Raw genomic sequence first — 25642 nt, 5'->3', positions numbered from 1 at the left:
GTTAATAAGGAAGTTGATCAGTGGGAAGCAGCGGCCAGCTCGGCATTGCCGTTCTGGCGGAAAGTAATCAGGGTCACCAGCAGGGCCAGTACGGCGAGTGCGGCGGCGGCCAATGGCACGCTGGTCAGGCCGTAGCCCTGGGCGATAACGCTGCCGCCGACCCAGGCGCCGAGGGCGTTGCCGACGTTGAAGGCGCCGATGTTCAGGGTCGAGACCAGATTTGGCGCAGCCTTGCCGAAGGTCACCACGTTGACCTGCAGCGCCGGCACAGCGGCGAAACACGCGGTGGCCCAGAGGAACAGGGTGATCTCGGTCGGGATCAGCGCAACGCTGGTCCAGCTCAGCAGCGTGGACACCACGGCCATGGCGATGAACACGCCGATCAGCGTGGCGGCCATGCCTTTATCGGCGAGTTTGCCGCCGATGATGTTGCCGACAGTCAGACCCAGACCGATGAGCATCAGCGTCCAGGTCACGCCACGCGGCGACACGCCGGTGACTTCGCCAAGCAGTGGGGCGACATAGGTGAACAAGGTGAAAACCGAGGCGGCGAACAGCGCGGTCATGCTCAGCGACAGCCAGATGCCGGCGCCTTTGAGGGCGGCGAGTTCAGCGCGCATGTCGAGTTTCTCTTCGTCACGCTTGGCCGGCAGAAAGCGGATCAGGCCGATCAGGGCGATCACCCCGATGACGGTCACCGCCCAGAAGGTCGAACGCCAGCCGGCTTCCTGACCCAATGCGGTGCCCAGCGGCACGCCCAACACATTGGCCAGCGTCAGACCGGTGAACATCAAGGCCACCGCCGAGGCACGTTTGTTCGGCGCCACCAGACCGGCCGCCACCACTGAACCGATGCCGAAGAACGCACCGTGACACAGCGCCGTGACCACCCGGGCAAACATCAGCACGTTGTAGTCGCTGGCGATGGCGCAGAGCAGGTTGCCGACAATAAAGATGCCCATCAACGCCACCAGCGCGGCTTTGCGCGGCAGCTTCGCGGTGGCCAGCGCCATGAACGGTGCACCGATGGCCACGCCCAGGGCGTAACCGGTGACCAGCCAGCCGGCGCCGGGAATCGACACACCGAGATCCGCCGCCACGTCGGGCAGCAGGCCCATGATGACGAACTCGGTGGTGCCGATGGCGAAGGCGCTCAGGGCCAGAATGAGGAGCGAAAGGGGCATGCAGGTTTCCTTGTCGGCTGGCTGACGTTAAGGGTCAGAGCTCTTTACTGAGGGTGCTGAGAAACGCCTGGATGACGTCCTCGTTACGTTTGAAAAAATGCCACTGCCCGGCCTTCTGGCTGCTGATCAGCCCGGCCCGCTGCAGGGTCGCCAGGTGTGCCGACACGGTCGACTGCGACAGGCCGCAACGCTGATCGATCTGCCCGGCGCATATACCGTATTCGTGGTTGTGCAACTGCTCGGGGAATTCGCCTTTCGGGTCTTTCAGCCAGTTGAGGATGTCTCGCCGTACTGGGTGCGCCAGGGCTTTTATTATTTCGTCGAGGTCGAGGTTCATGGCGTGGGCTCGTGGTGGCAGTGGCGATATATCGCGATGAAGCGAACTTTAAATCGTTGGATCGCGATATACCAATATGAAAATGGTCTGAGGATCTTGTAAATCGCTATATCGGGTTATAACGATACAAGCGTGCTGAATGTTCGAACCCAGTGCTAAGCTGCGCCCATGAACTATCTCGCGCATTTGCATCTCGGCGGCCAGCGCCCCGGTCAGTTACTCGGCAGCCTGTATGGCGACTTCGTCAAAGGTCGGCTGCAGGGCGAGTTCGACCCGGAGGTGGAAGCGGCGATTGCGCTGCATCGGCGGATCGACGTGTTCACTGATCGCCATCCGCTGGTGGACATTGCCCTGGGGCGGTTTACCGAAACGCGGCGGCGCTACGCCGGGATCGTCCTCGATGTGTTTTTCGATCACTGCCTGGCGCGGGACTGGCGTTTGTATGCCGATCAACCGCTGGAACAGTTCACCGCAGACGTCTATCGGGTGCTGTCCCGCGAGCGGCAATTGCCGGAACGGCTGGCGAAGATCGCGCCGCACATGGTTGCCAATGACTGGCTGGGTTCGTATCGCGAATTTGCCGTGCTGGAGCAGGTCCTGCGCGGGATCTCGCGGCGGTTGACGAGGCCTGAAGAGTTGGCCGGGGCGATGGCGGAGTTGCGACGGTTGTATGAGCCGTTGAGCGAAGACTTCAGTTTGTTCTACCCGCAGCTGCAGGATTTCGCCCAGAACTCTGATCCACTGAAGATCTGAATGTGGGAGCGAGCCTGCTCGCGAAGGCGGCGTGTCATTCAGCATCTACATTGGCTGAGACACCGCTTTCGCGAGCAGGCTCGCTCCCACAGGGGAGAGGTGTGTTTTCAGGCGGCAATCAGGTCGCCTGTGCGACGCGGTTCTGCAGGTTTTGCGACCTCGCCAAACAACACCTTCTGCACCGCCTGCTGCGCTTCGAACGCCAGCGCCGCGCGCTCGCGGCCCTGACAGGAAATCGGTTTGAGCAGATGCACTTCGACATCGCCGCAGTCATGGCTGAACAGGCGCATCAAATGCGAGAGCAAATCATCGTCACCAATGAACGGCGCCAGCGCATCGATCTCACCATTACGCAGGTAACGGATTGCCACCGGTTGCAGCATCACCTCCGAATCGATCGCCGCCGACAGCAGGCGACCGTGAAAGGTGCGCAGCGAGCGGCCGTCGGTGGTGGTGCCTTCCGGGAACATCAGCAGTGCATGTTCGGTTTGCAAGTGGCGAGTCATCTGCTTGCGGATCAACTGGCTGTCGCCCGATCCACGGCGGATGAACAGGCTGCCGGCCTTGGCTGCGAGCCAGCCGGCCACCGGCCAGGTGCGCACTTCGGCCTTGGACAGAAACGACAGCGGCGTGAGCATGCCCAGCAGCGGAATGTCGGTCCACGACACGTGATTGCTCACCCACAGCATCGGCTGTTTCGGCAGCTCGCCATGGACGCTCACGCGAAAGGGCAGGGCGTTGCTCAGCCGTGCCATGAAGAAACGCGACCAGCGCTGGCGACGCTCCATCGAGTGCGCCAGACCGATGCGTTCGAACACGCCGAAGACGCTGGCCATGGTCAGCCCCAGCGTCACCACCAGCAGCACTCGCGCGATTCGCGCGTACACCCGCAACCGGCTCATCACACCGCCGCCTTGAAGTGCCTGGCGTAGCGCGGGCAGAGTTCGTCGCGCTTGAGCAGGATGAACACGTCGGCGACCTGGAAGTCTTCGTCCCAGCACGGCTCGCCGCAGATCTTCGCACCGAGGCGCATGTAGGCCTTGAGCAGCGGCGGCATTTCGGCAATGACGTTGGACGGAATATCCAGCGTCGGCAGCGGATTTTTCGGCTCGGCGCGCAGGTGTTCAGTGCACAGATAACGTTCGCGCAGCCGCTGCATGATCGCGTGGGCCTGGATGCCGCCGTCCTGCATGGGGATGCTCGCGCAACCCATCAGGTAGCTGTAGCCGCCCTGATTGAGCACTTCGGCCAATTCACCCCAGAGCACGGCGATGGTGCCACCGTTGCGATACGCCGGATCGACGCAGGTGCGGCCGATTTCGAGGATCGGGCCTTGCAGATGGGCGAGGCCGTGCAGGCTGAATTCTTCTTCGCTGTAGAACTTGCCGAGGCTGCTGGCGGCAGTGTGATCGAGCAGACGCGTGGTCGCCACCAGGCGCCCGGTGTTCAGATCACGCACGCCGATGTGGCTGCAGTGAACATCATAATCATCCATGTCCAGACCCAGTTCCGCGCCTTTCAATTTGGCGTTGAACTCGCCACTGAAGACGGCGAAGCGCAGGGCCTGGGCTTGCTGCAACGCTTGGGCGCCGACCAGGCGTTCGGCTTGCAGGCGGCGTTCATTGCCGGTGTCGCTGATGCGGGCGATTTGCGTCATGTGAATCTCCGTACGGGCCTTGAACCCGTCGTGGGTTGCAGCCGATCGACTTTCTTTATGCAGCCGTGTTGTGCAAAGTCAGGCTATGTAGCCCCGGTGTCATCGCCATGAACGTTCGGTGATGCTTATATGACAGACCTGGCGCTGCTGGCCGGGTACGCCGAGGCCAGTCGGCAAGCGCCGAACAATCCGGCCGGACGTTTGTTCAGTTGGTGTGCGATCAACTGTAGGAGTGAGTCTGCTCGCGATAGCCATTCAAGAAGCGCCACACACCTGTCATGAACCCAGACTAGGCTCAGCAGGTTGATTCCCAGAGCCCCCACCATGTTCAAAGGCCTGTCCCTGCTCCTCTTGCTGTTCAGCCTCACCGCCCGGGCCGAACAATGGCCCGCCGAACAGTGGCCAACCGCCGCGCAGATCACCGGCCCCGCCGTCGAGGCGCTGGAAAACTACGCCTTCCCGCCCCGCAACGACGCCACCCGCAAAGGCATCCGCACCGACGCCTTGTTGATCATCCACGACGGCCAGATCATCTACGAACGCTACGCCGGGCCAACCACCGAACAGACCCCACATCTGACCTGGTCGATCAGCAAAAGCCTGATGGCCACGGTCCTCGGTGTGGCCTACGGCGAAGGCCGGTTCAAACTCGACGACCCGGCCCTGAAGTTCTACCCGGCGCTGGAAAAACACCCGGCGATCACCCTCGGCCATCTACTGAACTGGGCCTCTGGTCTGGACTGGCAGGAAGACTACGAATACGCCCCGCTGAAATCTTCCGTGGTAGCGATGCTCTACACCCGGGGCCATCGCGACATGGCCGCGTTCACTGCGTACCACGACGCTTACGCGGCACCGGGTCAGGCGTTCCGTTACTCCAGCGGCGACAGCAACCTGCTCGCCGCCGCGCTGAAAAGCATGGTCGGCGCGCAGCGTTATGCCGATTATCCGTGGACAGCATTGTTCGAGCCGTTGGGCATTCGCCACGCCGTGTGGGAAAGCGATGCCCGCGCTACTTTTGTCGCCTCGTCCTATGCTTATCTCACTGCACGGGATCTGGCGCGGGTCGGTCTGTTGATGGCGCGCGGCGGGCGCTGGAACGATCGGCAGTTGCTGCCCGAAGATTGGGTAACGTTCAACCTCACACCTTTTGCCGGCTACAAGGCGCAGCAGGACGAAGCCGTGCCGGGCGGCCATTGGTGGCTCAATCGTCCTGTCGACGGCGCCACATCACCATGGCCCGACGCCCCACCCGACACCTTCGCCGCCCTCGGCCACTGGGGCCAGGCGCTGTACGTGATGCCCAGCCAGAAGCTGGTGATCGTGCGTTACGCCGATGATCGCGACGGCAGCTATCAGCACAATGAACTGCTCAAACGCGTGTTGCAGGCGGTACGGCCATGAAGCGCTTTCTATTGTTGCTGCTGGTGGTGCTGCTCGGCTGGGGTTGGTATGAACGGGAAAATCTCTGGGCGTTCCCGGACATCATCAGCGCCTACACCGCCAAGGAATATTGCTCGTGCCGTTATGTGATGAACAACGATGCCGGGTATTGCCGCGGCTATGTGAAGCAGTGGCTGCCAACAAATACCTTCATCGATGAGCCCTCCAGCAAAACCGTCACCGTTAGCGGCATGGGCCGCAGCAACAGCGCGCATTGGCTGAGCGAACGCCAGGGCTGCCGCTTACAGCCTTGAAAGATCGCAGCCTTCGGCAGCTCCTACAGAGCGTGCACAATCCTGTAGGAGCTGCCGAAGGCTGCGATCTTTTGATCTTGATGTTGCAATAAACCCATGGGCGGTTAAGGTTCGTGCAGGTTTATCGCCCCCACGAGTGTTCAATGTTCAACCGCTCCCTCTATACAGTCTTCGCCATTCTGCTGTTGACCGCCGCGGCACTGCCGGCCCAGGCCAATTGGTATCTGGACGGAGAATCGTCGCGGCTGTCGTTCGTCAGCACCAAAAATGCCAGCGTGTCGGAAGTGCAGCGCTTTCTGGTGCTGCACGGCAAGGTCGATCCCAACGGTCGCGCCGAAGTCGAAGTCGAGCTCGAATCGATCAACAGTGGCATTCCCTTGCGTGATGAACGCATGCGCAAGGAGCTGTTCCAGATTGCGCAGTTTCCCGAAGCGACCATCACCACGCAGCTCGACCTGCGCCCGATCAACGATCTGGCCCCCGGCGCGCAGCTGGAATTACGCCTGCCGCTGACCGTCAGCCTGCACGGCAAGCAGCACGAGTACCCGGCCGAGTTGCTCGCCACCCGTCTCGATGATCGGCGTTTTCAAGTGGTGACGCTGGAGCCGCTGGTGATCAACGCCGAGGATTTCGATCTGGCGCCGGGCCTGGAAAGCCTGCGCAAACTCGCCGACCTGTCGGCGATCAGTCTGTCGGTGCCGGTGGGTGCGGTGCTGATCTTCACGGCGCGCTGACATGCGCGGTGCGGTGTTTCCCTGGCGTGACGGCAACCGTTTCGAGTTGTTGATCGACGGCCCGCAATTCTTTCCGCGGATGCTCGAGCACATTGCCGGGGCCAGGGAGCAGATCGAACTGGAGCTGTACTTGGTCGAGGCCGGTGCCTGCGCCGAAGCCATCGTCCAGGCGCTGGTCGCGGCGGCCGAGCGCGGAGTGCGCGTCCGGTGCCTGTTCGATGATTACGGCAGTCTCGCTTTCACACTGACGTTGCGTCAGCGCCTGACCCAGGCCGGCGTCGAGCTGCGTTTCTACAATCGCCTGAGCTGGCGGCGCTGGGTCGGCAACTTCTACAGAGATCATCGTAAATTGCTGCTGGTCGATCAATGCCTCGCGGTGGTCGGCGGCACGGGCGTGACCGATGAATTCTGGACGCCGGGTCATGATGTCAGCGAATGGCATGAGGTGATGGTGGAGATCAGCGGCCCGTTGGTGCTCGACTGGCAATTGCTGTTTGATCGCCAGTGGATCGCCAACCGTTACCGCCGCGCCTGGCGCCCGGCCGCGCATTTCGGTTTGCCGCGCCTGCCGCGTGTGCCGGACAAGGGCGAGGGCATGGGCCGCGTCGCTTATGCCGACGCCCGTCAGCACCGCGACATTCTGCAGTCGCTGTTCCGCGCCTTGAACAGCGGCCAGCAACGCATCTGGATGGCCACGCCGTACTTTCTGCCAACCTGGCAGATTCGTCGCTCGCTGCGCAAAGCCGCTGCGCGCGGTGTCGATGTGCGTCTGTTGCTGACCGGGCCGCGCACTGATCACCCTTCGGTGCGCTACGCCGGGCATCGCTACTACCCGCGCCTGCTCAAGGCCGGGGTGCAGATCTTCGAATACCAGCCGTGCTTTCTGCACCTGAAAATGGTGCTGGTGGACGATTGGGTGAGCATTGGCTCATGCAACTTCGATCACTGGAATTTGCGCTTCAATCTGGAGGCGAATCTGGAGGCGCTCGATCCAGCCCTTACGGCAGCGGTGGAGACGAGTTTCGTCAAGGACTTCGGACTGAGTCAGTTGGTCAGCCTGGAAGAATGGCAGCGCCGACCGTTGTGGCGGCGGGTGAAGCAGCGGGTGTGGGGCTGGGTGGATCGGTTGGTGGTGAATATTCTCGATAGACGCGGTTGAAGCAAGATCAAAAGATCGCAGCCTTCGGCAGCTCCTACAATGGCAGGGTGTACACCCTGTAGGAGCTGCCGAAGGCTGCGATCTTTTGCTTTCATGGGTTACAGCAGTTCAAAGCTCTGCTGCGTCACCGCCTGCGAATCCAGGCCGATCTGCACGTTGAACTTGCCAGGCTCGGCTGCGTATTTGAGCTGGGCGTTGTAGAACTTCAGGTCGTCCTCGGTGATGGTGAAGTGCACGACTTTCTGTTCGCCGGCCTTGAGCATGATCTTCTGGAAGTTCTTCAGTTCTTTCACCGGGCGGATCATCGAGCCGGTGACGTCCTGGATGTACAACTGCACCACGGTTTCGCCGTCACGCTTGCCGGTGTTCTTGACCATGACGCTGGCGTCGAGCTTGCCCGTGGCGTTCAGCGTGGTCGACGACAGCGCCATGTCGCTCAGAGCAAACGTGGTGTAGCTCAGGCCGTAACCGAACGGAAACAGCGGGCCGGTGGTGTCATCGAAATACTGCGAGGTGTAGTTGCCCGGTTTGCCCGGCGTGAACGGTCGACCAATGCTCAGGTGGTTGTAGTAGGTCGGGATCTGGCCCACGGAGCGCGGGAAAGTGACCGGCAGTTTGCCCGACGGGTTGTAGTCGCCGAACAGCACGTCGGCGATGGCGTTGCCGCCCTCGGTGCCGCTGAACCAGGTTTCCAGAATCGCGTCGGCCGACTGGTTCTCTTCGAGAATCGTCAACGGGCGGCCGTTCATCAACACCAGCACCAGCGGTTTGCCAGTGGCTTTCAGCGCGCGGATCAATTCGCGCTGTGTTTCCGGGATGTTGAGGTCAGTACGGCTTGAGGATTCGTGAGACATGCCACGGGATTCGCCGACTGCGGCGACGATCACGTCAGCGTCTTTCGCGGCTTTGACTGCTTCGTCGATCAGCACGTTGGCCGGGCGCGGGTCATCGACCACTTCCGGGGCGTCGAAGTTGAGGAAGTTCAGGTAGTCGAGGACCTTCTTGTCGCCCGTGATGTTGGCGCCACGGGCGTAGATCAGGTTGGCCTTGTCGCCGATCACCGCACTCATGCCATCGAACAAGGTGACCGATTGCGCCGGACGCCCGGCGGCGGCCCAGCTGCCCATCATGTCGATCGGGGCTTTCGCCAATGGACCGACCAGCGCGATTTTCGCGTCTTTCTTCAGCGGCAGGGTTTCGTTCTGATTCTTCAGCAGCACCAGACTGCGCCGCGCCACCTCACGGGCCTCGGCGCGGTGCAGGCGGCTGTCGGCGTAGGTGTCGGCCGGGTCATCTTCAGCCTTGCCGATGCGCAGGTACGGGTCCTTGAACAGGCCCATGTCGTATTTGGCCGCGAGCACTTCGCGCACAGCGTTATCGATGTCTTTCTGTTCGATTTCGCCGGACTTGAGCAACCCCGGCAGCTCTTTCCCGTAGAGCGTGTCGTTCATGCTCATGTCGATGCCGGCCTTGATCGCCAGCTTCGCCGCTTCGCGACCGTCGCGAGCAACGCCGTGCTTGATCAGTTCGAAGATCGCACCGTGGTCGCTGACCGCCAGGCCCTTGAAGCCCCAGTCCTTGCGCAGCAGGTCGTTCATCAGCCAGGTGTTGGCGGTGGCCGGAATACCGTTGATCGAGTTCAACGCCACCATCACACCACCGGCGCCTGCATCGATCGCGGCACGGTACGGCGGCAGGTAATCCTGGTACATCTTCACCGGGCTCATGTCGACGGTGTTGTAGTCGCGACCGCCCTCGACCGCGCCGTACAGGGCGAAGTGCTTGACGCTGGCCATGATGCTGTCGGCGGCGCTCGGGGTCTCGCCCTGATAGGCCTTGACCATGACTTTGGCGATGCGCGAGGTCAGGTAAGTGTCTTCACCGAAACCTTCGGAGCTGCGGCCCCAGCGCGGATCGCGGGAGATATCGACCATCGGCGCGAAGGTGATGTCGAGGCTGTCGGCGGCGGCTTCTTTCGCAGCAACACGTCCGGACTGGCCGATGGCGTCCATGTCCCAGCTCGACGCTAGGGCCAGCGGAATCGGGAAAATCGTACGATGACCGTGGATGACGTCGTACGCGAAAAACATCGGAATCTTCAGGCGGCTGCGCATCGCAGCGTCCTGCATCGGACGGTTTTCCGCGCGGGTGATCGAGTTGAACGTGCCACCGATGTTGCCGCCGGCGATCTCCTTGCGGATCAGCTCGCGGGGCATTTCCGGGCCGATGCTGATCAGGCGCAACTGGCCGATCTTCTCGTCGAGGGTCATTTGTTTCATCAGATTGCTGATGAAAGCGTCCTTGTTCTCCAGAGGTACCGGGGTCGTGGCGGCCAGTACCTGATGACTGGCCAGGCTGACGAACAGACCCAGCAAACACAGCTTCTTCATGAATTTTTTCTCAAGGGCCCAAACGGTGAGGCAACACCGGCCAGCCAAAATGTAGGGAGCGACTATTGTTGTTCGGGTGCCAGCTCAAAACCTGAGCCGGAAAACCGCGCCGACAGCGGCAACGTGAACGCGAAGGGCACTTTTTAGCCGATTAACCCGTCGCATGCCAGTGGCGGCGCCGATTATGCCCCAACCGCTGGCCGGGAATGCCCAGCGCTCGGTTTTTAAATCAAATGTGTCATGGAGCATCACTGCAATGAATATCAGCCCAACCTATCGTTCACGGCTACAGGTCGCCACGTTGCTGGTGTTCGCCACGCTGTTGACTGCGTGCGGCATCAACAATATCCCGACCCTCGACGAACAGGCGAAAGCCGCATGGGGCCAGGTGCAGAACCAGTACCAGCGCCGCGCGGACCTGATTCCCAATCTGGTGGAAACCGTGAAGGGCTACGCGGCCCACGAACAGGAAACCCTGACCGCAGTGATCGAGGCGCGGGCCAAGGCGACGTCGATTCAGGTCGATGCCAGCACCCTCGACAATCCCGAGAAGCTCAAGCAGTTCCAGCAGGCGCAGGATCAACTGACCGGCGCGTTGAGCCGTTTGATGGTGGTCTCGGAGCGCTACCCGGATCTGAAGGCCAACCAGAACTTCCTCGCCCTGCAGTCGCAACTCGAAGGCACGGAAAATCGTATTGCCGTCGCCCGTCGCGATTTCATTCTGGCGGTGCAGAAATACAACACCGAGATCCGCACCTTCCCCGGGCGCCTGTGGCACAGCGTGATGTACAGCGATCTGCCGATGCGCGAAACCTTCGAAGCCACCACGCCCGGCGCGGAAAAGGCCCCGGAAGTGAAATTCTGATTCGAGGTTGCCCATGCGTGTGTTGAAACTGGGCCTGGTGCTGATGCTGTGGCTGTTCGCCGTCAGCGCCCGGGCCGAATTGACGTTTCCGCCGCTGAGCGGACGCGTGGTCGATCAGGCACAAATGCTCGAGCCAACGGTGCGCGCGCAGTTGAGCCAGCAATTGCAGGCGCACGAACAGGCCACCGGCGAGCAATTGGTGGTGGTCACGCTGCCGGATCTGCAGGGCACCACCATCGAGGACTTCGGCGTTCAGCTCGGCCGGCACTGGGGCATCGGCCAGAAGGACAAGAACAACGGCGCCTTGCTGATCGTCGCCCGTGACGAGCGCAAACTGCGCATCGAGGTCGGCTATGGCCTGGAAGATCGCCTGACCGATGCGCAGTCGTCGGTGATCATTCATCAGGTCATCACCCCGGCGTTCAAAGCCGGCAACTTCAGCAAAGGCATCAGCGACGGCGTTGCGGCGATGCTGGTGGTGCTCGGTGGCAATCCGCTCGATGAGCCGTCCACCGTGTACGAATCCAGCGGCGACCCGGCGGATGATTTCATCTCGCGGCATCCGGCGCTGTTCATGTTTCTGGTGATGTTGTTCATCCTGACGGTGTTTGTCTGCCAGATGCTCGGTATCCTGCCTGCCGGTCGGGGCGGCTCCGGAGGAGGGGGCGGTTTCGGCGGTGGCGGCGGATTTGGTGGCGGCGGTGGAGGCGGTGGCTTCAGCGGTGGCGGGGGCAGTTTCGGCGGCGGCGGCTCGTCCGGCGGCTGGTGAGATCAAAAGAATAATGAGCAGGCACTTTTCGACATGGCATTACTGACTGAACACGAACAACGCAAAGTCGCCGAGGCCATTGCCCGGGTCGAACGTGACACCGACGCCGAACTGGTCACGGTGCTGGCTGCCCGCGCCGATGACTATGCGTACATCCCGCTGCTCTGGGCCAGCTTGCTGGCGCTGGTGTTGCCGGGCATCGTCCACTACCTCACGGGCTGGCTGACCCTGCGCAGTCTGTTGCTGGTGCAATGGGGCATGTTCATCGTCCTCTGCCTGCTGTTCCGTCTGCCGAAGATCACCACCCATCTGGTGCCGCGCCGCGTGCGCCACTGGCGCGCCTCCAACCTGGCGCGGCGGCAGTTTCTTGAGCAGAACCTGCACCACACCGTGGGCAGCACCGGCATGCTGATTTTCGTCTGCGAGGCTGAGCGCTATGTGGAGATTCTGGTGGACGAGGGGATTTCCAAACGACTGGATAACAGCAACTGGGATGCGATCGTCGCGGCGTTTACCGAGCAAGTGCGGCAGGGGCGCACGCTGGAAGGGTTTGTGACGTGCGTAGAGGCCTGTGGCGAGTTGTTGAAGGTGCATGTGCCGGTGACGCAGTTGAGGAACGAGTTGCCGAATCGGTTGGTGGTGTTGGGCTGATATGGCTTTTCACTTGAGCCCCAGACCCTCACCCCAGCCCTCTCCCGGAGGGAGAGGGAGCCGACCGAGGTGTCTTTTGCTCGACACCGACCTGAACGTCCGAGTCGACTATGGATTGAGAACCTGAGTTCGACTCGGCATTTCAGGTCGGCGTAACTCGACAGAACACCTCGGTCGGCCCCCTCTCCCTCCGGGAGAGGGCTGGGGTGAGGGGCTTCTGAACCGTTGGGTAAATAAGAGGGTGTCCCCAGCCCCCATCCCCCCTAAAATACCCGCCATTCCCGATTCCGCCCGTCCGAGGCCGTTTGTCCATGTCCGTTTCCGCTTCTTCCGCGCCGTCCGCCAAACCGGCCGCCGATCACCACGCCCAGTTTATCGAGCTGCTGCAAACCAGCCTCGACGACAATGGCTTCATCAAGCTGGTGCTGGCCAAGTACGTCGGTGAAGAGGCGGATCTGCAGCGGGTCATTGTCAAACCGGTGATGGTCAAGGCGCAGCCGTGTCTGTCTTTCGTTTATCGCTACAAGACCCGCGACATCACCAAGAACCTGCCGCTGAGCGAGGGCGTGGCGCTGATTGCCGGGCTGTTGCCGAGCTCGTTCAAGAATGCGCACTTGCTGGCATTGACCGACGAAGCGCAGCTGGAATACAGCAAAAAGGGCAAGCCTTCGCTGTTCAAGAGCAAGCCTCAGCAATTGCGCGAAGCGCCGTCCGCCGAGCACAACCGCGAGAAAAACCGCTTCCTCGAACTGAGCCGACCGTTCCTCAAGGACCTGGGCGTGACCAACGCTCAGCATGAACTGATCCCGGCGATGTCGCGCAAGTGGAAGCAGATCAACAAGTTCATCGAAGTGTTCAGTCACGCCTTGACCTCGTCGCCGCTGGCGCTGGACAAACCGGTGCGGGTCGCCGATTTCGGTTCGGGCAAGGGTTACCTGACGTTCGCCATTCACGACTACCTGCGCAACACCCTGAAGGCCGAGGGCGAAGTCACCGGCGTCGAGCTGCGCGAAGAAATGGTCAGCCTGTGCAATGCCGCAGCGGCGAAGCTCGAGCATCCGGGGCTGGTGTTCAAATGTGGTGACGTGCGCACGGTGGCGCCGAGCGAGCTGGACGTGATGATCGCCCTGCATGCCTGCGACATCGCTACCGATTATGCGATCCACACCGGCATCCGCTCGGGCGCGTCAATCATCATGTGCTCGCCGTGCTGCCACAAACAGATCCGCCTGCAGATCCAGAGCCCGGCGCTGCTCAAGCCGATGCTGCAATACGGTTTGCACCTCGGCCAGCAGGCGGAAATGGTCACCGACAGCTTGCGTGCGTTGTTCCTCGAAGCCTGCGGTTACGAGACCAAGGTGTTCGAATTTATCTCGCTGGAACACACCAACAAGAACAAGATGATTCTCGCGGTGAAACGCGCCGAGCCGGTCGATCCGTCGCAGCTGTTGGCGAAGATCGCAGAGCTGAAAGCCTTCTACCACATCAGCGAACATTGCCTGGAAACCCTGCTGCGCGCCGACGGCTATATGCCTTGAGAGGCAGCTTGCAGCTTGCTGCTTGCAGTCGGCGCAGGCGACAGACCGCGAGAGCTGGTCTTTACTCTGAAGCGCGAGATCTTTCAATCGCCCCCACGGAGGAACAGGCATGTCCGGATGGTACGAAGTGAGCAAAAGCAGTAATGGCCAATTCAGGTTCGTATTGAAAGCGGCGAACGCCGAAACGATTCTGACCAGCGAGCTCTACAGCACCCGCGCCGGTGCCGACGGCGGCATCGCCTCGGTGCAGGCCAACAGCCCGCTGGATGAGCGCTACGAGAAAAAGTCGACCAGGGATGGCCATCCGTATTTCAACCTCAAAGCGGCCAATCATCAGGTCATCGGCAGCAGCGAGTCGTATTCATCGGACGGCGCTTGTGACAAGGGCATTGCCAGCGTGAAGGCCAACGGCCCGACCAAAGTCATCAAGGACAAGACCCTGCCTGTCCTCTGAGCTCAGAGCATGAGCCTTTGAAATCAAAAGATCGCAGCCTTCGGCAGCTCCTACAGTTGGAACGCATTCTCATGTAGGAGCTGCCGCAGGCTGCGATCTTTTGATCTTGATTCAAACCTCAACCGGTACCGACAATTTCGGATCACCGAGGGCATGGCTCTTGGCATCAAAGAACCGCAACTCAACCCCGGTACCCTCAAACACCTTGGCGTAGTGACGCTTCTGATGCTGGATGAACGCCGCGCTGCGCGGGTAAATCGAGATCGCCACGCGCTTCGGGTTAGCCAACCGCAGCGCGCGCACCAGATGCGCATCCTGCTCGCCCAAGGCATGGCCGAAGATGCACAGGCTGTCGCCATGGGCCAGTAATTGCTCATAGCAGAACGACAGATAATCCGAGCTACGGATGGTCTTGAGCTTGTCGGCGCTCGGCCCTTCGGTGACGAACAGCGGCACGTCATCCAGCGTCTTGATCGTATTGTTGATGGCGAAACTGCCGAGCAGGGTGCCCTCGGTCGAGGTCAGTTTGCGTGCGGCGCCGTCCTGATTGCGCACCAGATGCAGACCACCGTGCAGGTACAGCAGGCGCGGTTTGTCCGTGGCACTCTGGCTCAGGTCGAAACTCGCGTCCGGGCCGTTGAACAGATCGTCGATGGCTTCGCCCGGGTGCTGTAGCGCCCAATAGTTGAGCAGGTCATAGTTGCTCGTGAACACGGTGCGATAGCGCGCCAGTTCAGCATTGAGCACCGCCAAAGTCGAAGGCTGCACCAGCCGCCACGGAATGTGCACCGCGTGCACAGTGTTGATCAGCGCTTCCTTGATCGCGTAATAGCGATTGCGCGGTGCCGCCGAGCTGACTGCCAGCGCCTTGTTCACTCGGCTGGTGGTTTTCAGTGCGCCGAGCACTTGCTCGAAGCTGCGGGTTTGCAGCGCATCGAAAACCGCCAGTTCCGAAGGGCTCAGCGGTTTCTCTTCGACCGTACGGGCGTTTTCGAACAGCGAGTCGTAGCCGAAGTCATCCCACACCGCGCGGCTGGCGCCGTTGCCCACCAGCAAACCGCTGAAATCGGTCGCGGCGCGCAGGGCGTTCCAGTCTTCGAGGGTGGCGTCGACATTCAGAAAATCGGTCATTGCGTGGGCGGTCTCAAAACAAGGGGCAGATGGACGGTGACTTTATCACGAGCGGACATTGAGCCAGATCAACATTGGCGGTGACCGATCGGTCGATCCTGTGGGTATCCGCCGAATCGAGGCGGTCGATCCGGCCCAGTCAGGAGACACACGATGAGCAGCACCTTTTTCATTCCGGCGGTCAACATCATGGGCAGCGGCTGCCTCGACGAAGCGATGCTCGCGATTCGCAATTATGGTTTTCGCAAGGCGCTGATTGTCACCGACGCCGGGCTGGCCAAGGCTGGCGTGGCCGCGATGATTGCCGAGAAACTGGCGATGCAGGACATCGATGCGGTGGTCTTCGACGGCGCCAGGCCGAACCCGAGCACGGCCAATGTCGAATCGGGGCTGGGGCTGTTGAAGGAGAGCCACTGCGATTTCGTCGTGTCACTGGGCGGCGGCTCGCCACACGATTGCGCCAAGGGCATCGCCCTGTGCGCAACGAATGGCGGGCAGATCGGCGATTACGAAGGCGTCGACCGCTCGAGCAAGCCGCAATTGCCGCTGATCGCCATCAATACCACCGCCGGCACTGCCAGCGAAATGACCCGCTTCTGCATCATCACCGACGAATCGCGCCACGTGAAAATGGCCATCGTCGACCGCAACGTCACGCCGCTGCTGTCCGTCAATGACCCGCAACTGATGGTCGCGATGCCCAAAAGCCTGACCGCCGCCACCGGCATGGACGCATTGACCCACGCCATCGAAGCCTACGTTTCCACGGCGGCCAATCCGATCACCGATGCCTGCGCCCTGAAGGCCATGAGCCTGATCAGCAGCAACCTGCGCCTGGCCGTGCGCGACGGCAGTGACCTCGCGGCGCGGGAGAACATGGCTTACGCGCAGTTTCTTGCCGGCATGGCGTTCAACAATGCCTCGCTCGGTTTTGTCCACGCCATGGCGCACCAATTGGGCGGTTACTACGACTTGCCCCACGGCGTATGCAACGCCGTACTGTTGCCACACGTGCAGAGTTTCAATGCGCTGGTCTGCGCTGACCGACTCAGGGACGTCGCCCACGCCATGGGCGCGGATATTCGCGGTTTCAGCGCAGAGGAAGGCGCACAGGCGGCGATCCATGCCATTCGCAGCCTGGCCAGAGACGTCGAGATTCCCGGCGGATTGCGTGAGCTGGGCGCCAAACTCAGCGACATCCCGGTGCTCGCCGCCAACGCCTTGAAGGACGCCTGCGGACTGACCAATCCACGAGCAGCGGACCAGCGCCAGATCGAGGAGATTTTCCGCAACGCGTTTTGAGAAGGGCACAGCGGTGACGAACGGCGTTATCCTCGCCGTTCGTTCGCGCCACACCGCCGAGTCTCCCATGCTGCAAAAAAGCCTGATCCGCCGCCTCGACCTGATCACCCTGCAACTGTTCGTCGCCGTCCACGAAGAGGGCACGCTGACCCGTGCGGCTGCGCGCGAAGCCATCGCCGTGTCGGCCGCGAGCAAGCGCTTGATGGAATTGGAGGAGGCGCTGGGCATTGCACTGTTCGTGCGCCAAGCCAAAGGCATGGTCCTCACCCCGGCCGGTGAAACCCTGTTACACCATGCGCGACAGATGCTTTTCAACGTGGAGAAAATGGGCCTGGAACTGGGCGAGCACAGCCACGGTGTGCGCGGATACGTGCGTATGCTGGCCAATCTGTCGGCGATCATTCAGTTCCTGCCCGAAGACTTGCGTGACTTCTCTGCGCAGCATGCGCAGGTCAAGACCGACCTAGAAGAACGGCCCAGCGCCGGGGTGATTCAGGGCGTCCTCGATGGCGTCGCGGACCTCGGTATCTGCTCCGATGACAGCGATACCAAAGGTCTGCACAGCGTGTTGTATCGGCAGGACAAACTGGTGGTGGTGATGCTGCCGGAGCATCCGTTGGCCAAGCGCGAATCGGTGGCCTTCGATGAAACTCTGGACAGCGACTACGTCGGGTTGCACGCGGCCAGTTCGATCAACATGCGTACCCACGCGGCGGCGCGGCAGGCCGGCAAAGTTCTGCGTATCCGCATTCATGTGCCAGGGTTCGATGCGGTCTGCCGCATGGTCCAGGCGAACATGGGCATCGGCATTCTGCCGCAGCGTGCCTATGAGCTGTTTGGTCAGGCGCTGGGCTTGCGGGCGGTGCCGCTGACTGATCAGTGGTCGAATCGCACATTGATCGTGGTGGTGCGCGATGAAGCGGGGTTGTCGCCGGTGAGCCGGATGTTGTTTGAGCATTTGCGTGGGCGGTAGATCTTCATTGCGGTTGATGGCCTCTTCGCGAGCAGGCTCGCTCCCACATTGAGCTTGTGTGAACTCCGAACTTGTAGCCACCACAGAATACTCTGTGGGAGCGAGCCTGCTCGCGAAGGCGGCCATGAAATCACCACTGGATCACGCTGGAGCATTCGCATTTCGCGAACGCTCATTGCCGAGAGACGGCTGGATTGTCCAAACATCGTTCCTCTAGCCTTGGCCACCTATTCCAAGAACAAGAGGTACCCCGCGATGACTGCCCCTTTGAGTGCGATCAAAGTGATCGAGATCGGCACGCTGATCGCCGCGCCGTTTGCCGCGCGCATGCTCGCCGAGTTCGGCGCCGAGGTGATCAAGATCGAAGCCATGGGCCAGGGCGACCCGCTGCGCAAGTGGCGCAAGCTGCACGAAGGCACATCGCTGTGGTGGTACCTGCAATCGCGCAACAAGAAATCCCTGGCGCTCAATCTCAAATCCGCTGAAGGCATCGAACTGGTCAGGCAACTGGCCGGCGACGCCGACGTGATCATCGAAAACTTGCGCCCCGGTGCGCTGGAAAAGCTTGGTCTGGGCTGGGACGTGTTGCACGCCCTGAATCCGAACCTGACCCTGGTGCGTATTTCCGGCTACGGCCAGACCGGCCCTTACCGCGACCGTCCCGGTTTCGGTGCGATTGGCGAGGCCATGGGCGGCATTCGCTACACCACCGGCAATCCCGATTCGCCACCGGCGCGGGTCGGTGTCAGCCTCGGCGATTCGCTGGCCTCGTTGCACGCGGTGATCGGCGCGCTGATGTCGCTGCTGCGGGTCAAGACCGGGCAGGGTGGTGGACAGATCGTCGATGTGTCGCTGGCGGAAAGCGTGTTCAACGTCATGGAAAGTCTGGTGCCGGAATACGACATGCTTGGCCATGTCCGCGAACGCAGCGGCGGCGCCTTGCCGGGTATCGCGCCCTCCAATACTTACCTCACTGCCGACGGTGCCTACGTGGTGATCGCCGGCAACAGCGACCCGATCTACAAGCGCCTGATGCACACCATCGGCCGCGCTGATCTGGCCGACGCAGAAGAATTCGCCCACAACGACGGCCGCGCCGCCAAGAGCGGATTGCTCGATGCCGCCATCACCCATTGGACCAGCAGCCTGCCGATCGATCAGGTACTGGCCGCCCTCGAAGCCGCTGAAGTGCCGGCCGGGCGCATTTACTCGGTGGCCGACATCGTCGCCGATCCGCACTATCAGGCGCGGGAGATGCTGCTCAATGCCGAGTTGCCCGGCGGCGCAACGGTAAAAATGCCCGGCATCGTCCCCAAGCTTTCGGAGACCCCCGGCGGGGTGAATTGGTCCGGGCCGAAACTGGGCCAGCACACTGACGATATTCTGGCCGGGCTGGGCCTGACTGAACTCGACATCGAACGCCTGAAAAGCCAAGGGGTGGTGCAATGATCTCTGACTATTCGCAAACCCTCATCGTCCAGGAAGTCTCACCGCGCGACGGCTTGCAGATCGAGCCGACCTGGGTGGAAACCGCTGACAAGATCGCCCTGATCAATCAATTGTCACAGGCCGGATTCAGCCGCATCGAAGCCGGCTCGTTCGTCTCGCCCAATGCCATTCCGGCCCTGCGTGACGGCGAGCAGGTGTTCAACGGCATCGAGCGTCAGCCGGGGGTGATTTACGTGGCGTTGATTCCCAACCTCAAAGGTGCGCAACGGGCACTGGCGGCGAAGGCCGATGAGTTGAATCTGGTGATGTCCGCCAGCCAGACCCATAACCTCGCCAATATGCGCATGCGTTGCGAGGATTCGCTGGCCGCGTTCGCTGACATCGTCGCGTATGTCAGCGGCTCGGGTGTGCGCCTTAACGGCAGCATCGCCACCACGTTCGGTTGCCCGTTCGAAGGCAGGATCGATGAGGATCGTGTGCTGCAGATCGTCGACGCTTATCAGGAGCTCGGCATTCAGGGCATCAGCCTCGCCGATACCACCGGCATGGCCAATCCGCGTCAGGTGGATCGTTTGGTACGGCGTGTTTTGCAGCGGGTTTCGCCCTCTGACCTGACCCTGCATTTCCACAACACCCGTGGCCTTGGTCTGTGCAATGTACTCGCGGCTTACGAGGCCGGTGCGCGGCGCTTCGATGCGGCGCTCGGTGGCCTCGGTGGCTGTCCGTTTGCGCCGGGTGCGTCGGGCAATATCTGCACCGAAGACCTGGTGAACCTGTGCGAGGAAGTCGGCATTGCCACCGGGATAGATTTGCCCCTATTGCTGAAACTTTCGCGCGGCTTGCCGGCACTGTTAGGCCACGAAGTCCCCGGCCAACTGGCCAAGGCCGGACGCAACTGTGACCTGCACCCGATCCCCACCTGAATACCCAAAACCCTTGTGGGAGATACAAACCCTTGTGGGAGCGAGCCTGCTCGCGAATGCGTCGGATCAGTCGATATCAACGCTGAATGACACACCGCTTTCGCGAGCAGGCTCGCTCCCACACAAAAGCGCTCCACCGTGAGCGTCATCACCAGACAACAAAAACAATCGGACGCCCATCGGCAGTCCGCCTGGAGAAAAACCATGAGCCTCAATGTAATGGAGGCGGGCGTCAGCCCGTCCGTCGATCACGACGCCGAAAAAGCCCTGGTCAGCAAAGTCGCCTGGCGCCTGATGCCACTGATCATGGTCTGCTACCTGTTCGCCTTCTTCGATCGCATCAACATCAGCTTTGCCAAATTCCAGTTGCAGACCGACCTGAGCCTGAGCGACACCGCATACGGCCTCGGCGCCGGGCTGTTCGTGGTCGGTTACGTGCTGTTCGAAGTGCCGAGCAACATGATGCTCTATAAGGTCGGCGCGCGGCGCTGGATTGCGCGGATCATGATGTCGTGGGGCGTGGCGACGGCGGCGATGGTCTTCGTCAACAGCGAATGGCAGTTCTACGCGCTGCGCTTTGTCATCGGCGCGATGGAAGCCGGGTTCGCCCCGGGCGTGCTGTATTACTTGACCCTGTGGTTTCCGCAGCACTTCCGTGGCCGCATCACGTCGATGCTGTTTCTCGCCTCGGCGTTCGCCGGACTGGTCGGCGCGCCGTTCTCCGGGCTGGTGCTGCAACACCTCGACGGCGTATTGCAGATGCGTGGTTGGCACTGGTTGTTTTTGCTCGGTGGCGTGCCGTGCATCGCCCTCGGTTTTCTCGTGCTGACCCAGCTCAAGGACCGCATCGAGGACGCGCACTGGCTGACCGCCGACGAGAAGAAACTGCTTTCCAGCCGCATCGCCCATCACGAGCCGCACAAGACCGGCGGCTCATTGCTCGCGGCACTGAAAATTCCCGGTTTCCTGACGTTGGGTTTGATCTACTTCCTGATCCAGGTCGCGTCCTACGGCCTGAACTTCTGGGCGCCGCAATTGATCCGCAGCGCCGGCACCGAAAGCCCGGTGATGATCGGCCTGTTGACCGCCATTCCCTACATTTGCGGAGCGATCAGCATGGTCGTGATCGGGCGCTTGTCAGACGCCACGGGTGAGCGGCGCAAGTTCGTTGCCGGGCTGGTGATCGTCGGCGCGATCGGCTTCTTCAGCGCGGGGATCTTCGCCAGCCACACGACATTTCTGATCGTCGCGCTCGGTTTGCTCGGCGCGGGCATCATCGCTTCGATTCCGAGCTTCTGGACCCTGCCACCGAAGTTGCTCGCAGGCGCCGGTGCCGGGGCGGCAGGCGGGATCGCGGTGATCAACACCCTGGGGCAGTTCGGCGGTATCGTCAGCCCGGTCATGGTCGGGCGCATCAAGGACCTCACCGGCAGCACCACCCCGGCGCTGTACGTCATCGGCGTCGCGGCGCTGATTGCGGCCGCTTTGCTGCTGTGGGGCTTGCCGCAGAAGTTGCGCACGCTGGACAAGTATTGAGATTGGCGGCGTCTGTGATGACGCCTTCGCGAGCAGGCTCGCTCCCACATTTGGAATGCGGCTTTCCTGTGGGAGCGAGCCTGCTCGCGAATTCCGACTTCAGACGCATGAGAAGATTGGCTGGCCTGATATGTTGAATCCTCCGATGCAGAAAGGGATAGTGCTCGCCTGGAAATAGCTTCAAGGAGCAGGAATTGACAATGAAGTCCACGTGGATCAGCGCAGCAGCGCTTTGCGGGTGGTTGATGGCTGGGCAGGCGTGGGCGGATTGCACGCCGCCTGCGGTCAGCACAGAAGTGGATTTTTCCCTGTGCAAGGACTGGCCGGCTTACCCGCAACTGACGATCACCGCGCTGTCGACGTTTGTGCCCGATCCGGTCTACGGCCACGGTGACAGAGTGGGCTCATATGATCTGAGTCTGGCCGTCATCACAGCTGGCGGCCCCAAGCCGCTGGCGACCTATCATCAGCCGTCGGCATTTCTCTCCGATGCCATCGCGCTCGACAATCTGGAACTGGATACCGCGCGCTATAAACTCACGCCTGATCTCCGGGCATTCGGCGTACGCGCCCACTTCAAAGGCTCCTCACGCGTCAATCCGCTGGATGAATCGTTGCTGTCGCTCTATGTGAAAGAGGGCGACAAGTTGCGCCCGGTGCTGGATCGCTTGGTCGTCTACAGCTTCAGCGGTGAATGGGATGGCAACTGCGCGGGCGAGCGCTCGGAGACGATGCGCACGCTCGAGATGGGCAAAACCGGTTCCCATGGTTATGCCGATATCATTGTCCGCTCAGTCACCACGGGCCTGGCCGGTGAGGGACCACCTGACAGCTGCGAATCGAAGACCACCCACGAAAAGCCAGTGCTGACCACGTTGCGCTATGACGGGAAAACCTACGTTTTGCCGCAAGGTTTCAAAGGCATGTGACTGGCGTCACTGATACGAATTTTTCAAGGAAGAATCATGAATCTGCCTCTCCGACTTTTTGCCGTTCTCAGCGTTTTGGCTTTGAGCGTTGAAGCCCACGCGGCTTGCGAAAACAAAGCCTTCGATGGCAAGTCCCTGTCGCGCTGCAAGGTCTGGCCTGCCGTGCAGAATCAGGCGATTGCCGTCAAATCCACGTACCTCGCGGACTCGGATGATGAAGACATCGGGGCGTTCGATCTTGACCTTGCAATCGTCAATGCCAGCAACGCCAGACCCATTGCCACTTATCGCAAACCTGGTGCTTACAACTCCGATGCGATCAGCTTCGATGACCTGATCATCGATACGGCGCGTTACCGCTTGGCGGCGGATGTCCGTGCATTCGGGCTGCGGTCCCGATTCATGAGCCACGGTTCCAGAGCGAATCCGTACTCGAAGACCGACCTGGCTTTGTATGTTCGCGAAGGCAGTCGCTTACGCCCAGTGCTGGAAGGCCTGGTGGTGCGCAAGGATTTCGGTGAAGGGACCGGGGAGTGCGATACGCGAGACACACGCATTCGCAGGACTATCGAGGTCGGCTCATCCCGCCACAACGGGTTTGCTGATCTGATCGTCAGTTCCAGCGGTTGGTTGATGGAGTCTTTCACGTCAGGCAAACAATGCGTTTCTAAAACCACCAATCTGAAGCACACCCAAGTCACCCTGATCTACGATGGTCAGCAATACGTTGTTCCTGAAGACTTCAGAGGTTACTGATTCGATGCTGACCGGCCTTAACCACCTGACCCTCGCCGTCCGCGATCTGCAGCGGAGCCTGGCGTTCTATCGCGATGTGCTGCAATTGCGCGTCGAAGCGACGTGGGATAGAGGTGCCTATTTGTCATTGCCCGGATTGTGGTTGTGTCTGTCAGAAGATCCGCAGCGCAAGGGTGAGCCGGGCGTGGACTATACCCATTACGCTTTCAGCGTGAGCGCGGCAGACTTCACTTTGCTGGTTGAAACGCTGAAATTGGCTAAGGTGGCGGAGTGGCGAGACAACCGCAGCGAGGGCGCGTCGTTCTACTTTCTCGATCCCGACGGGCACAAGCTGGAAGTCCATGTCGGCGATTTGCAATCGCGGCTGGCGGCGTGTCGGCAGAAACCGTACCCCGGCATGCGTTTTTACGACGCGCAGTGATCGGGCGTGATCCGCTGAGATAGACTGGCCGCCACGTATTCCGGCGCTTGCAGGTTTTCCATGACTCCATCATTGCTGTTGGCCGTTCTGGCTTCGGGTTTCATTTACGGGATCACGCCCGGACCGGGTGTGCTGGCGGTGTTCGGCATTGGCGCGGCCCACGGGCGGCGGGCCGGGGCGGGGTTTCTCTGCGGGCATCTGCTCGGCGATGTGATCTGGTGCAGCACGGCGCTGGTGGCGATCGTCGGCGCGCGGGAAATCGGCAGCACCGCGTTCGATGTGCTCGGCGTGCTCAGCGCGGTGTACCTGTTCTGGCTCGGCTGGCGTGCGGTGCGTGCCCAGCGGCGCAATGGCGACGAGGCGCAAGGCGCGGCGCGCCAGCCGTTCTGGCACGGCATCGTCTTCGGCCTGACCAATCCCAAGGCTTATCCGGTAGCGGTGGCGACGTTTACCGCGCTGCTGTCGAGTCGTGCCGAGTTGCTCAACTGGTCGATGCTGCCGGCGCTGATCGCCCTGAGTTTCATCGGCGGGGCGATGGCCTACGCCATTCTCATCGGTGTGGTTGGCGCGCAACGAGTGCGTACGGTGTATCAGCGTCACGAACTGCTGATCACCCGTTTGTGCGGCGTGATGTTTATCGGTTTTGCCATCAATGCGCTGGTGCACGCGCTACCGGGGTTGATGCCGAACAAGGGCTGATGCTGAGGAAGCACCGTTCGTCGCGCGTAGGGCAGTTTTTCTAAACCTTTGACCGTCAAAGCATTCCTAACTGAGGCAGTCGCTTGTCTGCCGCGATTATTTTGAGCAGCGGGTAAACACTGCCCGCTTGAATTTTCAACGAAGGAGGGCGCGACCATGAGCCGGATGGCCACCCGTTTACGTAACGTCAGTTTTGCAACCCTGCTGGGCCTGTGCGCCAGCACTGCGTTCGCCCAGTCGCCTGCCGAATTCATCAACGATGCCTCCGCCAAAGGCATGGCCGACATCGAAGCCAGCCGTCTGGCCCACGGCAAGACCGAATCCAAAGAGGTCAAGGATTACACCATCGTCGTCATCAACGACCGCACCACGGCCAACCAGCATCTGGCGAAAATCGCCAAGAAACTCGACCTGCCTGTCGCACCCCGCGAAGAACTCGCCGACAAGGCCAAAGAGTTGATGCCGGAAGTGAAGGACGGTGCGACCTTCGATCAGGCCTACGCCGCGAGTCAGGTGAAAGCCACGGAAGAGGCGATTACCCAGATCGAACAACAGGCACAGACCACCGACGTCCCGGAAATCAAAGCGTTTGCCGATGAGACTTTGCCGAAACTGCAAAGCCATCTGGAGAAGGCCCGCGCGTTGCAGGCCAGTCGCTAACCTCGCTGTGTTGTTGCAGCGCGAACGAAGCCTTCAGTTGAAATGCATGTTTCCTTTGTGGGAGCGAGCCTGCTCGCGAAAGCGGAGGGTCAGTCAATGATGTTTTGACTGACCCTCCGTCTTCGCGAGCAGGCTCGCTCCCCCAGGGTGTGTTTACTTGCTCAGCACTCGTTCAAATCCTGCTTCGGCTTGCTCTTGTCACCCAAACCCTCAAGATCAAATACCTGATTCTCGCCGAGTGCACGGTAATGCCGGCGCAACGCTTCAAGCTGCTTCAAGTCCAGCGCCTCCAGCCCGAGCATCGCGTTCTGCGCCTCCTTGTTCACCCGCAGCAGCTCATCGAGTTTCAAATGCAGAATGTCGGTATCGCGGTTCTGCGTGTTCTGAATCAGGAACACCATCAGGAACGTGATGATCGTCGTCGATGTATTGATGATCAGCTGCCAGGTGTCGTTGTAGCCAAAAATCGGCCCGCTCAACCCCCACAACCCGATCAGAATCAACGCCCCCATGAACGTCTTCGGGCTACCGGCCCACAGGGCAAGTTTCTGGGCAATCTTGGCGAATTTCATGATGGAAGTCCTTGTTTTGGGAGCTTGAAATTCAGACATCGGCGTTGTGCTGAAAATTCTGTTTACAACTTCCTCATTCACTCAATACCTCGGGCAGGACTCG

The 25642-nt window shown here is 61.0% G+C and carries 27 protein-coding genes; 20 read left to right on the top strand and 7 right to left on the bottom strand.

The window, feature by feature from the left end; genetic code table 11:
* Positions 1–17: 17 nt before the first annotated feature.
* Entirely contained in the window at positions 18–1184 is a 1167-nt protein-coding gene (locus AC0Z4S_RS10730; RefSeq protein WP_485622961.1) for an MFS transporter, read from the bottom strand.
* Between the two features lie 34 nt (positions 1185–1218).
* Positions 1219–1521, bottom strand: coding sequence for an ArsR/SmtB family transcription factor (locus AC0Z4S_RS10725; RefSeq protein ID WP_016771327.1), 303 nt, complete (start codon positions 1519–1521; stop codon positions 1219–1221).
* Between the two features lie 168 nt (positions 1522–1689).
* On the opposite strand from AC0Z4S_RS10725, the gene AC0Z4S_RS10720 reads away from it, so the two are divergent.
* Positions 1690–2274 carry an acyl carrier protein phosphodiesterase gene (locus AC0Z4S_RS10720; RefSeq protein WP_485622960.1) on the top strand — a complete coding sequence of 195 codons (585 nt, stop codon included), beginning with the start codon at positions 1690–1692 and terminating at the stop codon, positions 2272–2274.
* 107 nt (positions 2275–2381) lie between these two features.
* Here AC0Z4S_RS10720 and AC0Z4S_RS10715 read toward each other — a convergent pair whose 3' ends face one another.
* Positions 2382–3176: a lysophospholipid acyltransferase family protein gene (locus tag AC0Z4S_RS10715; protein ID WP_485622959.1), complete on the bottom strand. Its 795-nt coding sequence runs from the start codon at positions 3174–3176 to the stop codon at positions 2382–2384.
* The gene (gene olsB, locus AC0Z4S_RS10710) at positions 3176–3931 is read right to left on the bottom strand and encodes an L-ornithine N(alpha)-acyltransferase (RefSeq protein WP_485622958.1); all 756 of its coding nucleotides are present in this window, start codon (positions 3929–3931) and stop codon (positions 3176–3178) included. Before olsB ends, AC0Z4S_RS10715 begins: the two co-directional genes overlap by 1 nt.
* 324 nt (positions 3932–4255) lie before the next feature.
* Here olsB and AC0Z4S_RS10705 point away from each other — a divergent pair, with 324 nt between their 5' ends.
* The 4 genes from AC0Z4S_RS10705 to AC0Z4S_RS10690 all read left to right on the top strand — a co-directional run bounded on the left by AC0Z4S_RS10705 (position 4256) and on the right by AC0Z4S_RS10690 (position 7521).
* Complete coding sequence (locus tag AC0Z4S_RS10705; protein WP_485622957.1) at positions 4256–5335, top strand: serine hydrolase domain-containing protein; 1080 nt, start codon at positions 4256–4258, stop codon at positions 5333–5335.
* The gene (locus AC0Z4S_RS10700) at positions 5332–5628 is read left to right on the top strand and encodes an amidase (RefSeq protein WP_485622956.1); all 297 of its coding nucleotides are present in this window, start codon (positions 5332–5334) and stop codon (positions 5626–5628) included. The genes AC0Z4S_RS10705 and AC0Z4S_RS10700 overlap by 4 nt, the downstream gene beginning before the upstream one ends.
* A gap of 143 nt (positions 5629–5771) precedes the next feature.
* A complete protein-coding gene (locus AC0Z4S_RS10695) occupies positions 5772–6362 on the top strand; it encodes a YceI family protein (protein ID WP_485622955.1) in 591 nt (196 codons plus the stop codon).
* 1 nt (position 6363) lies between these two features.
* Complete coding sequence (locus AC0Z4S_RS10690) at positions 6364–7521, top strand: phospholipase D-like domain-containing protein (RefSeq protein WP_485622954.1); 1158 nt, start codon at positions 6364–6366, stop codon at positions 7519–7521.
* Between the two features lie 98 nt (positions 7522–7619).
* Here the strand turns inward: AC0Z4S_RS10690 and bglX are convergent, their stop codons facing one another.
* The gene (bglX, locus tag AC0Z4S_RS10685; protein ID WP_485622953.1) at positions 7620–9911 is read right to left on the bottom strand and encodes a beta-glucosidase BglX; all 2292 of its coding nucleotides are present in this window, start codon (positions 9909–9911) and stop codon (positions 7620–7622) included.
* A 256-nt stretch (positions 9912–10167) separates the two neighbouring features.
* On the opposite strand from bglX, the gene AC0Z4S_RS10680 reads away from it, so the two are divergent.
* The 5 genes from AC0Z4S_RS10680 (at position 10168) to AC0Z4S_RS10660 (ending at position 14188) form a co-directional block, all read left to right on the top strand.
* Positions 10168–10776 (top strand): LemA family protein, encoded by a 609-nt coding sequence (locus AC0Z4S_RS10680; RefSeq protein ID WP_253499964.1) that lies wholly within the window; start codon positions 10168–10170, stop codon positions 10774–10776.
* Positions 10777–10789: 13 nt separating this feature from the next.
* On the top strand, positions 10790–11545 hold the full coding sequence (locus tag AC0Z4S_RS10675; protein ID WP_123418028.1) for a TPM domain-containing protein: 756 nt from the start codon (positions 10790–10792) through the stop codon (positions 11543–11545).
* Between the two features lie 33 nt (positions 11546–11578).
* A complete protein-coding gene (locus AC0Z4S_RS10670) occupies positions 11579–12196 on the top strand; it encodes a TPM domain-containing protein (protein ID WP_485622952.1) in 618 nt (205 codons plus the stop codon).
* Between the two features lie 311 nt (positions 12197–12507).
* Complete coding sequence (locus AC0Z4S_RS10665) at positions 12508–13734, top strand: class I SAM-dependent methyltransferase (RefSeq protein ID WP_485622951.1); 1227 nt, start codon at positions 12508–12510, stop codon at positions 13732–13734.
* A 109-nt stretch (positions 13735–13843) separates the two neighbouring features.
* Positions 13844–14188 carry a YegP family protein gene (locus AC0Z4S_RS10660; protein ID WP_252879576.1) on the top strand — a complete coding sequence of 115 codons (345 nt, stop codon included), beginning with the start codon at positions 13844–13846 and terminating at the stop codon, positions 14186–14188.
* Between the two features lie 111 nt (positions 14189–14299).
* Here AC0Z4S_RS10660 and AC0Z4S_RS10655 read toward each other — a convergent pair whose 3' ends face one another.
* Positions 14300–15319: a DUF4917 family protein gene (locus AC0Z4S_RS10655; RefSeq protein WP_485622950.1), complete on the bottom strand. Its 1020-nt coding sequence runs from the start codon at positions 15317–15319 to the stop codon at positions 14300–14302.
* Between the two features lie 153 nt (positions 15320–15472).
* On the opposite strand from AC0Z4S_RS10655, the gene yiaY reads away from it, so the two are divergent.
* From yiaY to AC0Z4S_RS10605, 10 genes are all read left to right on the top strand, one after another.
* Positions 15473–16621, top strand: coding sequence for an L-threonine dehydrogenase (gene yiaY / locus AC0Z4S_RS10650; protein WP_485622949.1), 1149 nt, complete (start codon positions 15473–15475; stop codon positions 16619–16621).
* A gap of 67 nt (positions 16622–16688) precedes the next feature.
* Positions 16689–17594 carry a LysR family transcriptional regulator gene (locus AC0Z4S_RS10645; protein WP_485622948.1) on the top strand — a complete coding sequence of 302 codons (906 nt, stop codon included), beginning with the start codon at positions 16689–16691 and terminating at the stop codon, positions 17592–17594.
* Between the two features lie 255 nt (positions 17595–17849).
* Entirely contained in the window at positions 17850–19043 is a 1194-nt protein-coding gene (locus AC0Z4S_RS10640) for a CaiB/BaiF CoA transferase family protein (protein WP_485622946.1), read from the top strand.
* Positions 19040–19966 (top strand): hydroxymethylglutaryl-CoA lyase, encoded by a 927-nt coding sequence (locus tag AC0Z4S_RS10635; RefSeq protein WP_485622945.1) that lies wholly within the window; start codon positions 19040–19042, stop codon positions 19964–19966. The genes AC0Z4S_RS10640 and AC0Z4S_RS10635 overlap by 4 nt, the downstream gene beginning before the upstream one ends.
* Before the next feature lie 204 nt (positions 19967–20170).
* Complete coding sequence (locus tag AC0Z4S_RS10630; RefSeq protein WP_253499992.1) at positions 20171–21502, top strand: MFS transporter; 1332 nt, start codon at positions 20171–20173, stop codon at positions 21500–21502.
* 194 nt (positions 21503–21696) lie between these two features.
* On the top strand, positions 21697–22431 hold the full coding sequence (locus tag AC0Z4S_RS10625; RefSeq protein WP_485622944.1) for a PA3715 family protein: 735 nt from the start codon (positions 21697–21699) through the stop codon (positions 22429–22431).
* Positions 22432–22467: 36 nt separating this feature from the next.
* A complete protein-coding gene (locus AC0Z4S_RS10620) occupies positions 22468–23187 on the top strand; it encodes a PA3715 family protein (RefSeq protein ID WP_485622943.1) in 720 nt (239 codons plus the stop codon).
* Positions 23188–23191: 4 nt separating this feature from the next.
* The gene (fos, locus tag AC0Z4S_RS10615) at positions 23192–23608 is read left to right on the top strand and encodes a fosfomycin resistance glutathione transferase (protein ID WP_471879109.1); all 417 of its coding nucleotides are present in this window, start codon (positions 23192–23194) and stop codon (positions 23606–23608) included.
* 60 nt (positions 23609–23668) lie between these two features.
* Positions 23669–24307 carry a LysE family translocator gene (locus tag AC0Z4S_RS10610; protein ID WP_485622942.1) on the top strand — a complete coding sequence of 213 codons (639 nt, stop codon included), beginning with the start codon at positions 23669–23671 and terminating at the stop codon, positions 24305–24307.
* Positions 24308–24463: 156 nt separating this feature from the next.
* Positions 24464–24967, top strand: a complete 504-nt coding sequence (locus AC0Z4S_RS10605; protein ID WP_042608160.1) for a DUF4142 domain-containing protein — start codon at positions 24464–24466, stop codon at positions 24965–24967.
* Between the two features lie 161 nt (positions 24968–25128).
* Here AC0Z4S_RS10605 and AC0Z4S_RS10600 read toward each other — a convergent pair whose 3' ends face one another.
* On the bottom strand, positions 25129–25539 hold the full coding sequence (locus tag AC0Z4S_RS10600; RefSeq protein ID WP_016771301.1) for a low affinity iron permease family protein: 411 nt from the start codon (positions 25537–25539) through the stop codon (positions 25129–25131).
* Positions 25540–25642 lie beyond the last annotated feature (103 nt).

It is taken from the genome of Pseudomonas sp. 1L-B-1-E-C1 (genome assembly GCF_057291835.1).
The sequence above is the reverse complement of the archived record's forward strand: the minus strand, read 5'-3'. Positions and strand labels throughout refer to the sequence as shown.

What these genes read in the sequence shown, in the direction of transcription:
- AC0Z4S_RS10730 (WP_485622961.1), bottom strand. Translation starts at nt 1,184, where the DNA reads ATGCCCCTTTCGCTCCTCATTCTGGCCCTGAGCGCCTTCGCCATCGGC.
- AC0Z4S_RS10725 (WP_016771327.1), bottom strand. Translation starts at nt 1,521, where the DNA reads ATGAACCTCGACCTCGACGAAATAATAAAAGCCCTGGCGCACCCAGTA.
- AC0Z4S_RS10720 (WP_485622960.1), top strand. Translation starts at nt 1,690, where the DNA reads ATGAACTATCTCGCGCATTTGCATCTCGGCGGCCAGCGCCCCGGTCAG.
- AC0Z4S_RS10715 (WP_485622959.1), bottom strand. Translation starts at nt 3,176, where the DNA reads ATGAGCCGGTTGCGGGTGTACGCGCGAATCGCGCGAGTGCTGCTGGTG.
- olsB (WP_485622958.1), bottom strand. Translation starts at nt 3,931, where the DNA reads ATGACGCAAATCGCCCGCATCAGCGACACCGGCAATGAACGCCGCCTG.
- AC0Z4S_RS10705 (WP_485622957.1), top strand. Translation starts at nt 4,256, where the DNA reads ATGTTCAAAGGCCTGTCCCTGCTCCTCTTGCTGTTCAGCCTCACCGCC.
- AC0Z4S_RS10700 (WP_485622956.1), top strand. Translation starts at nt 5,332, where the DNA reads ATGAAGCGCTTTCTATTGTTGCTGCTGGTGGTGCTGCTCGGCTGGGGT.
- AC0Z4S_RS10695 (WP_485622955.1), top strand. Translation starts at nt 5,772, where the DNA reads ATGTTCAACCGCTCCCTCTATACAGTCTTCGCCATTCTGCTGTTGACC.
- AC0Z4S_RS10690 (WP_485622954.1), top strand. Translation starts at nt 6,364, where the DNA reads ATGCGCGGTGCGGTGTTTCCCTGGCGTGACGGCAACCGTTTCGAGTTG.
- bglX (WP_485622953.1), bottom strand. Translation starts at nt 9,911, where the DNA reads ATGAAGAAGCTGTGTTTGCTGGGTCTGTTCGTCAGCCTGGCCAGTCAT.
- AC0Z4S_RS10680 (WP_253499964.1), top strand. Translation starts at nt 10,168, where the DNA reads ATGAATATCAGCCCAACCTATCGTTCACGGCTACAGGTCGCCACGTTG.
- AC0Z4S_RS10675 (WP_123418028.1), top strand. Translation starts at nt 10,790, where the DNA reads ATGCGTGTGTTGAAACTGGGCCTGGTGCTGATGCTGTGGCTGTTCGCC.
- AC0Z4S_RS10670 (WP_485622952.1), top strand. Translation starts at nt 11,579, where the DNA reads ATGGCATTACTGACTGAACACGAACAACGCAAAGTCGCCGAGGCCATT.
- AC0Z4S_RS10665 (WP_485622951.1), top strand. Translation starts at nt 12,508, where the DNA reads ATGTCCGTTTCCGCTTCTTCCGCGCCGTCCGCCAAACCGGCCGCCGAT.
- AC0Z4S_RS10660 (WP_252879576.1), top strand. Translation starts at nt 13,844, where the DNA reads ATGTCCGGATGGTACGAAGTGAGCAAAAGCAGTAATGGCCAATTCAGG.
- AC0Z4S_RS10655 (WP_485622950.1), bottom strand. Translation starts at nt 15,319, where the DNA reads ATGACCGATTTTCTGAATGTCGACGCCACCCTCGAAGACTGGAACGCC.
- yiaY (WP_485622949.1), top strand. Translation starts at nt 15,473, where the DNA reads ATGAGCAGCACCTTTTTCATTCCGGCGGTCAACATCATGGGCAGCGGC.
- AC0Z4S_RS10645 (WP_485622948.1), top strand. Translation starts at nt 16,689, where the DNA reads ATGCTGCAAAAAAGCCTGATCCGCCGCCTCGACCTGATCACCCTGCAA.
- AC0Z4S_RS10640 (WP_485622946.1), top strand. Translation starts at nt 17,850, where the DNA reads ATGACTGCCCCTTTGAGTGCGATCAAAGTGATCGAGATCGGCACGCTG.
- AC0Z4S_RS10635 (WP_485622945.1), top strand. Translation starts at nt 19,040, where the DNA reads ATGATCTCTGACTATTCGCAAACCCTCATCGTCCAGGAAGTCTCACCG.
- AC0Z4S_RS10630 (WP_253499992.1), top strand. Translation starts at nt 20,171, where the DNA reads ATGAGCCTCAATGTAATGGAGGCGGGCGTCAGCCCGTCCGTCGATCAC.
- AC0Z4S_RS10620 (WP_485622943.1), top strand. Translation starts at nt 22,468, where the DNA reads ATGAATCTGCCTCTCCGACTTTTTGCCGTTCTCAGCGTTTTGGCTTTG.
- fos (WP_471879109.1), top strand. Translation starts at nt 23,192, where the DNA reads ATGCTGACCGGCCTTAACCACCTGACCCTCGCCGTCCGCGATCTGCAG.
- AC0Z4S_RS10610 (WP_485622942.1), top strand. Translation starts at nt 23,669, where the DNA reads ATGACTCCATCATTGCTGTTGGCCGTTCTGGCTTCGGGTTTCATTTAC.
- AC0Z4S_RS10605 (WP_042608160.1), top strand. Translation starts at nt 24,464, where the DNA reads ATGAGCCGGATGGCCACCCGTTTACGTAACGTCAGTTTTGCAACCCTG.
- AC0Z4S_RS10600 (WP_016771301.1), bottom strand. Translation starts at nt 25,539, where the DNA reads ATGAAATTCGCCAAGATTGCCCAGAAACTTGCCCTGTGGGCCGGTAGC.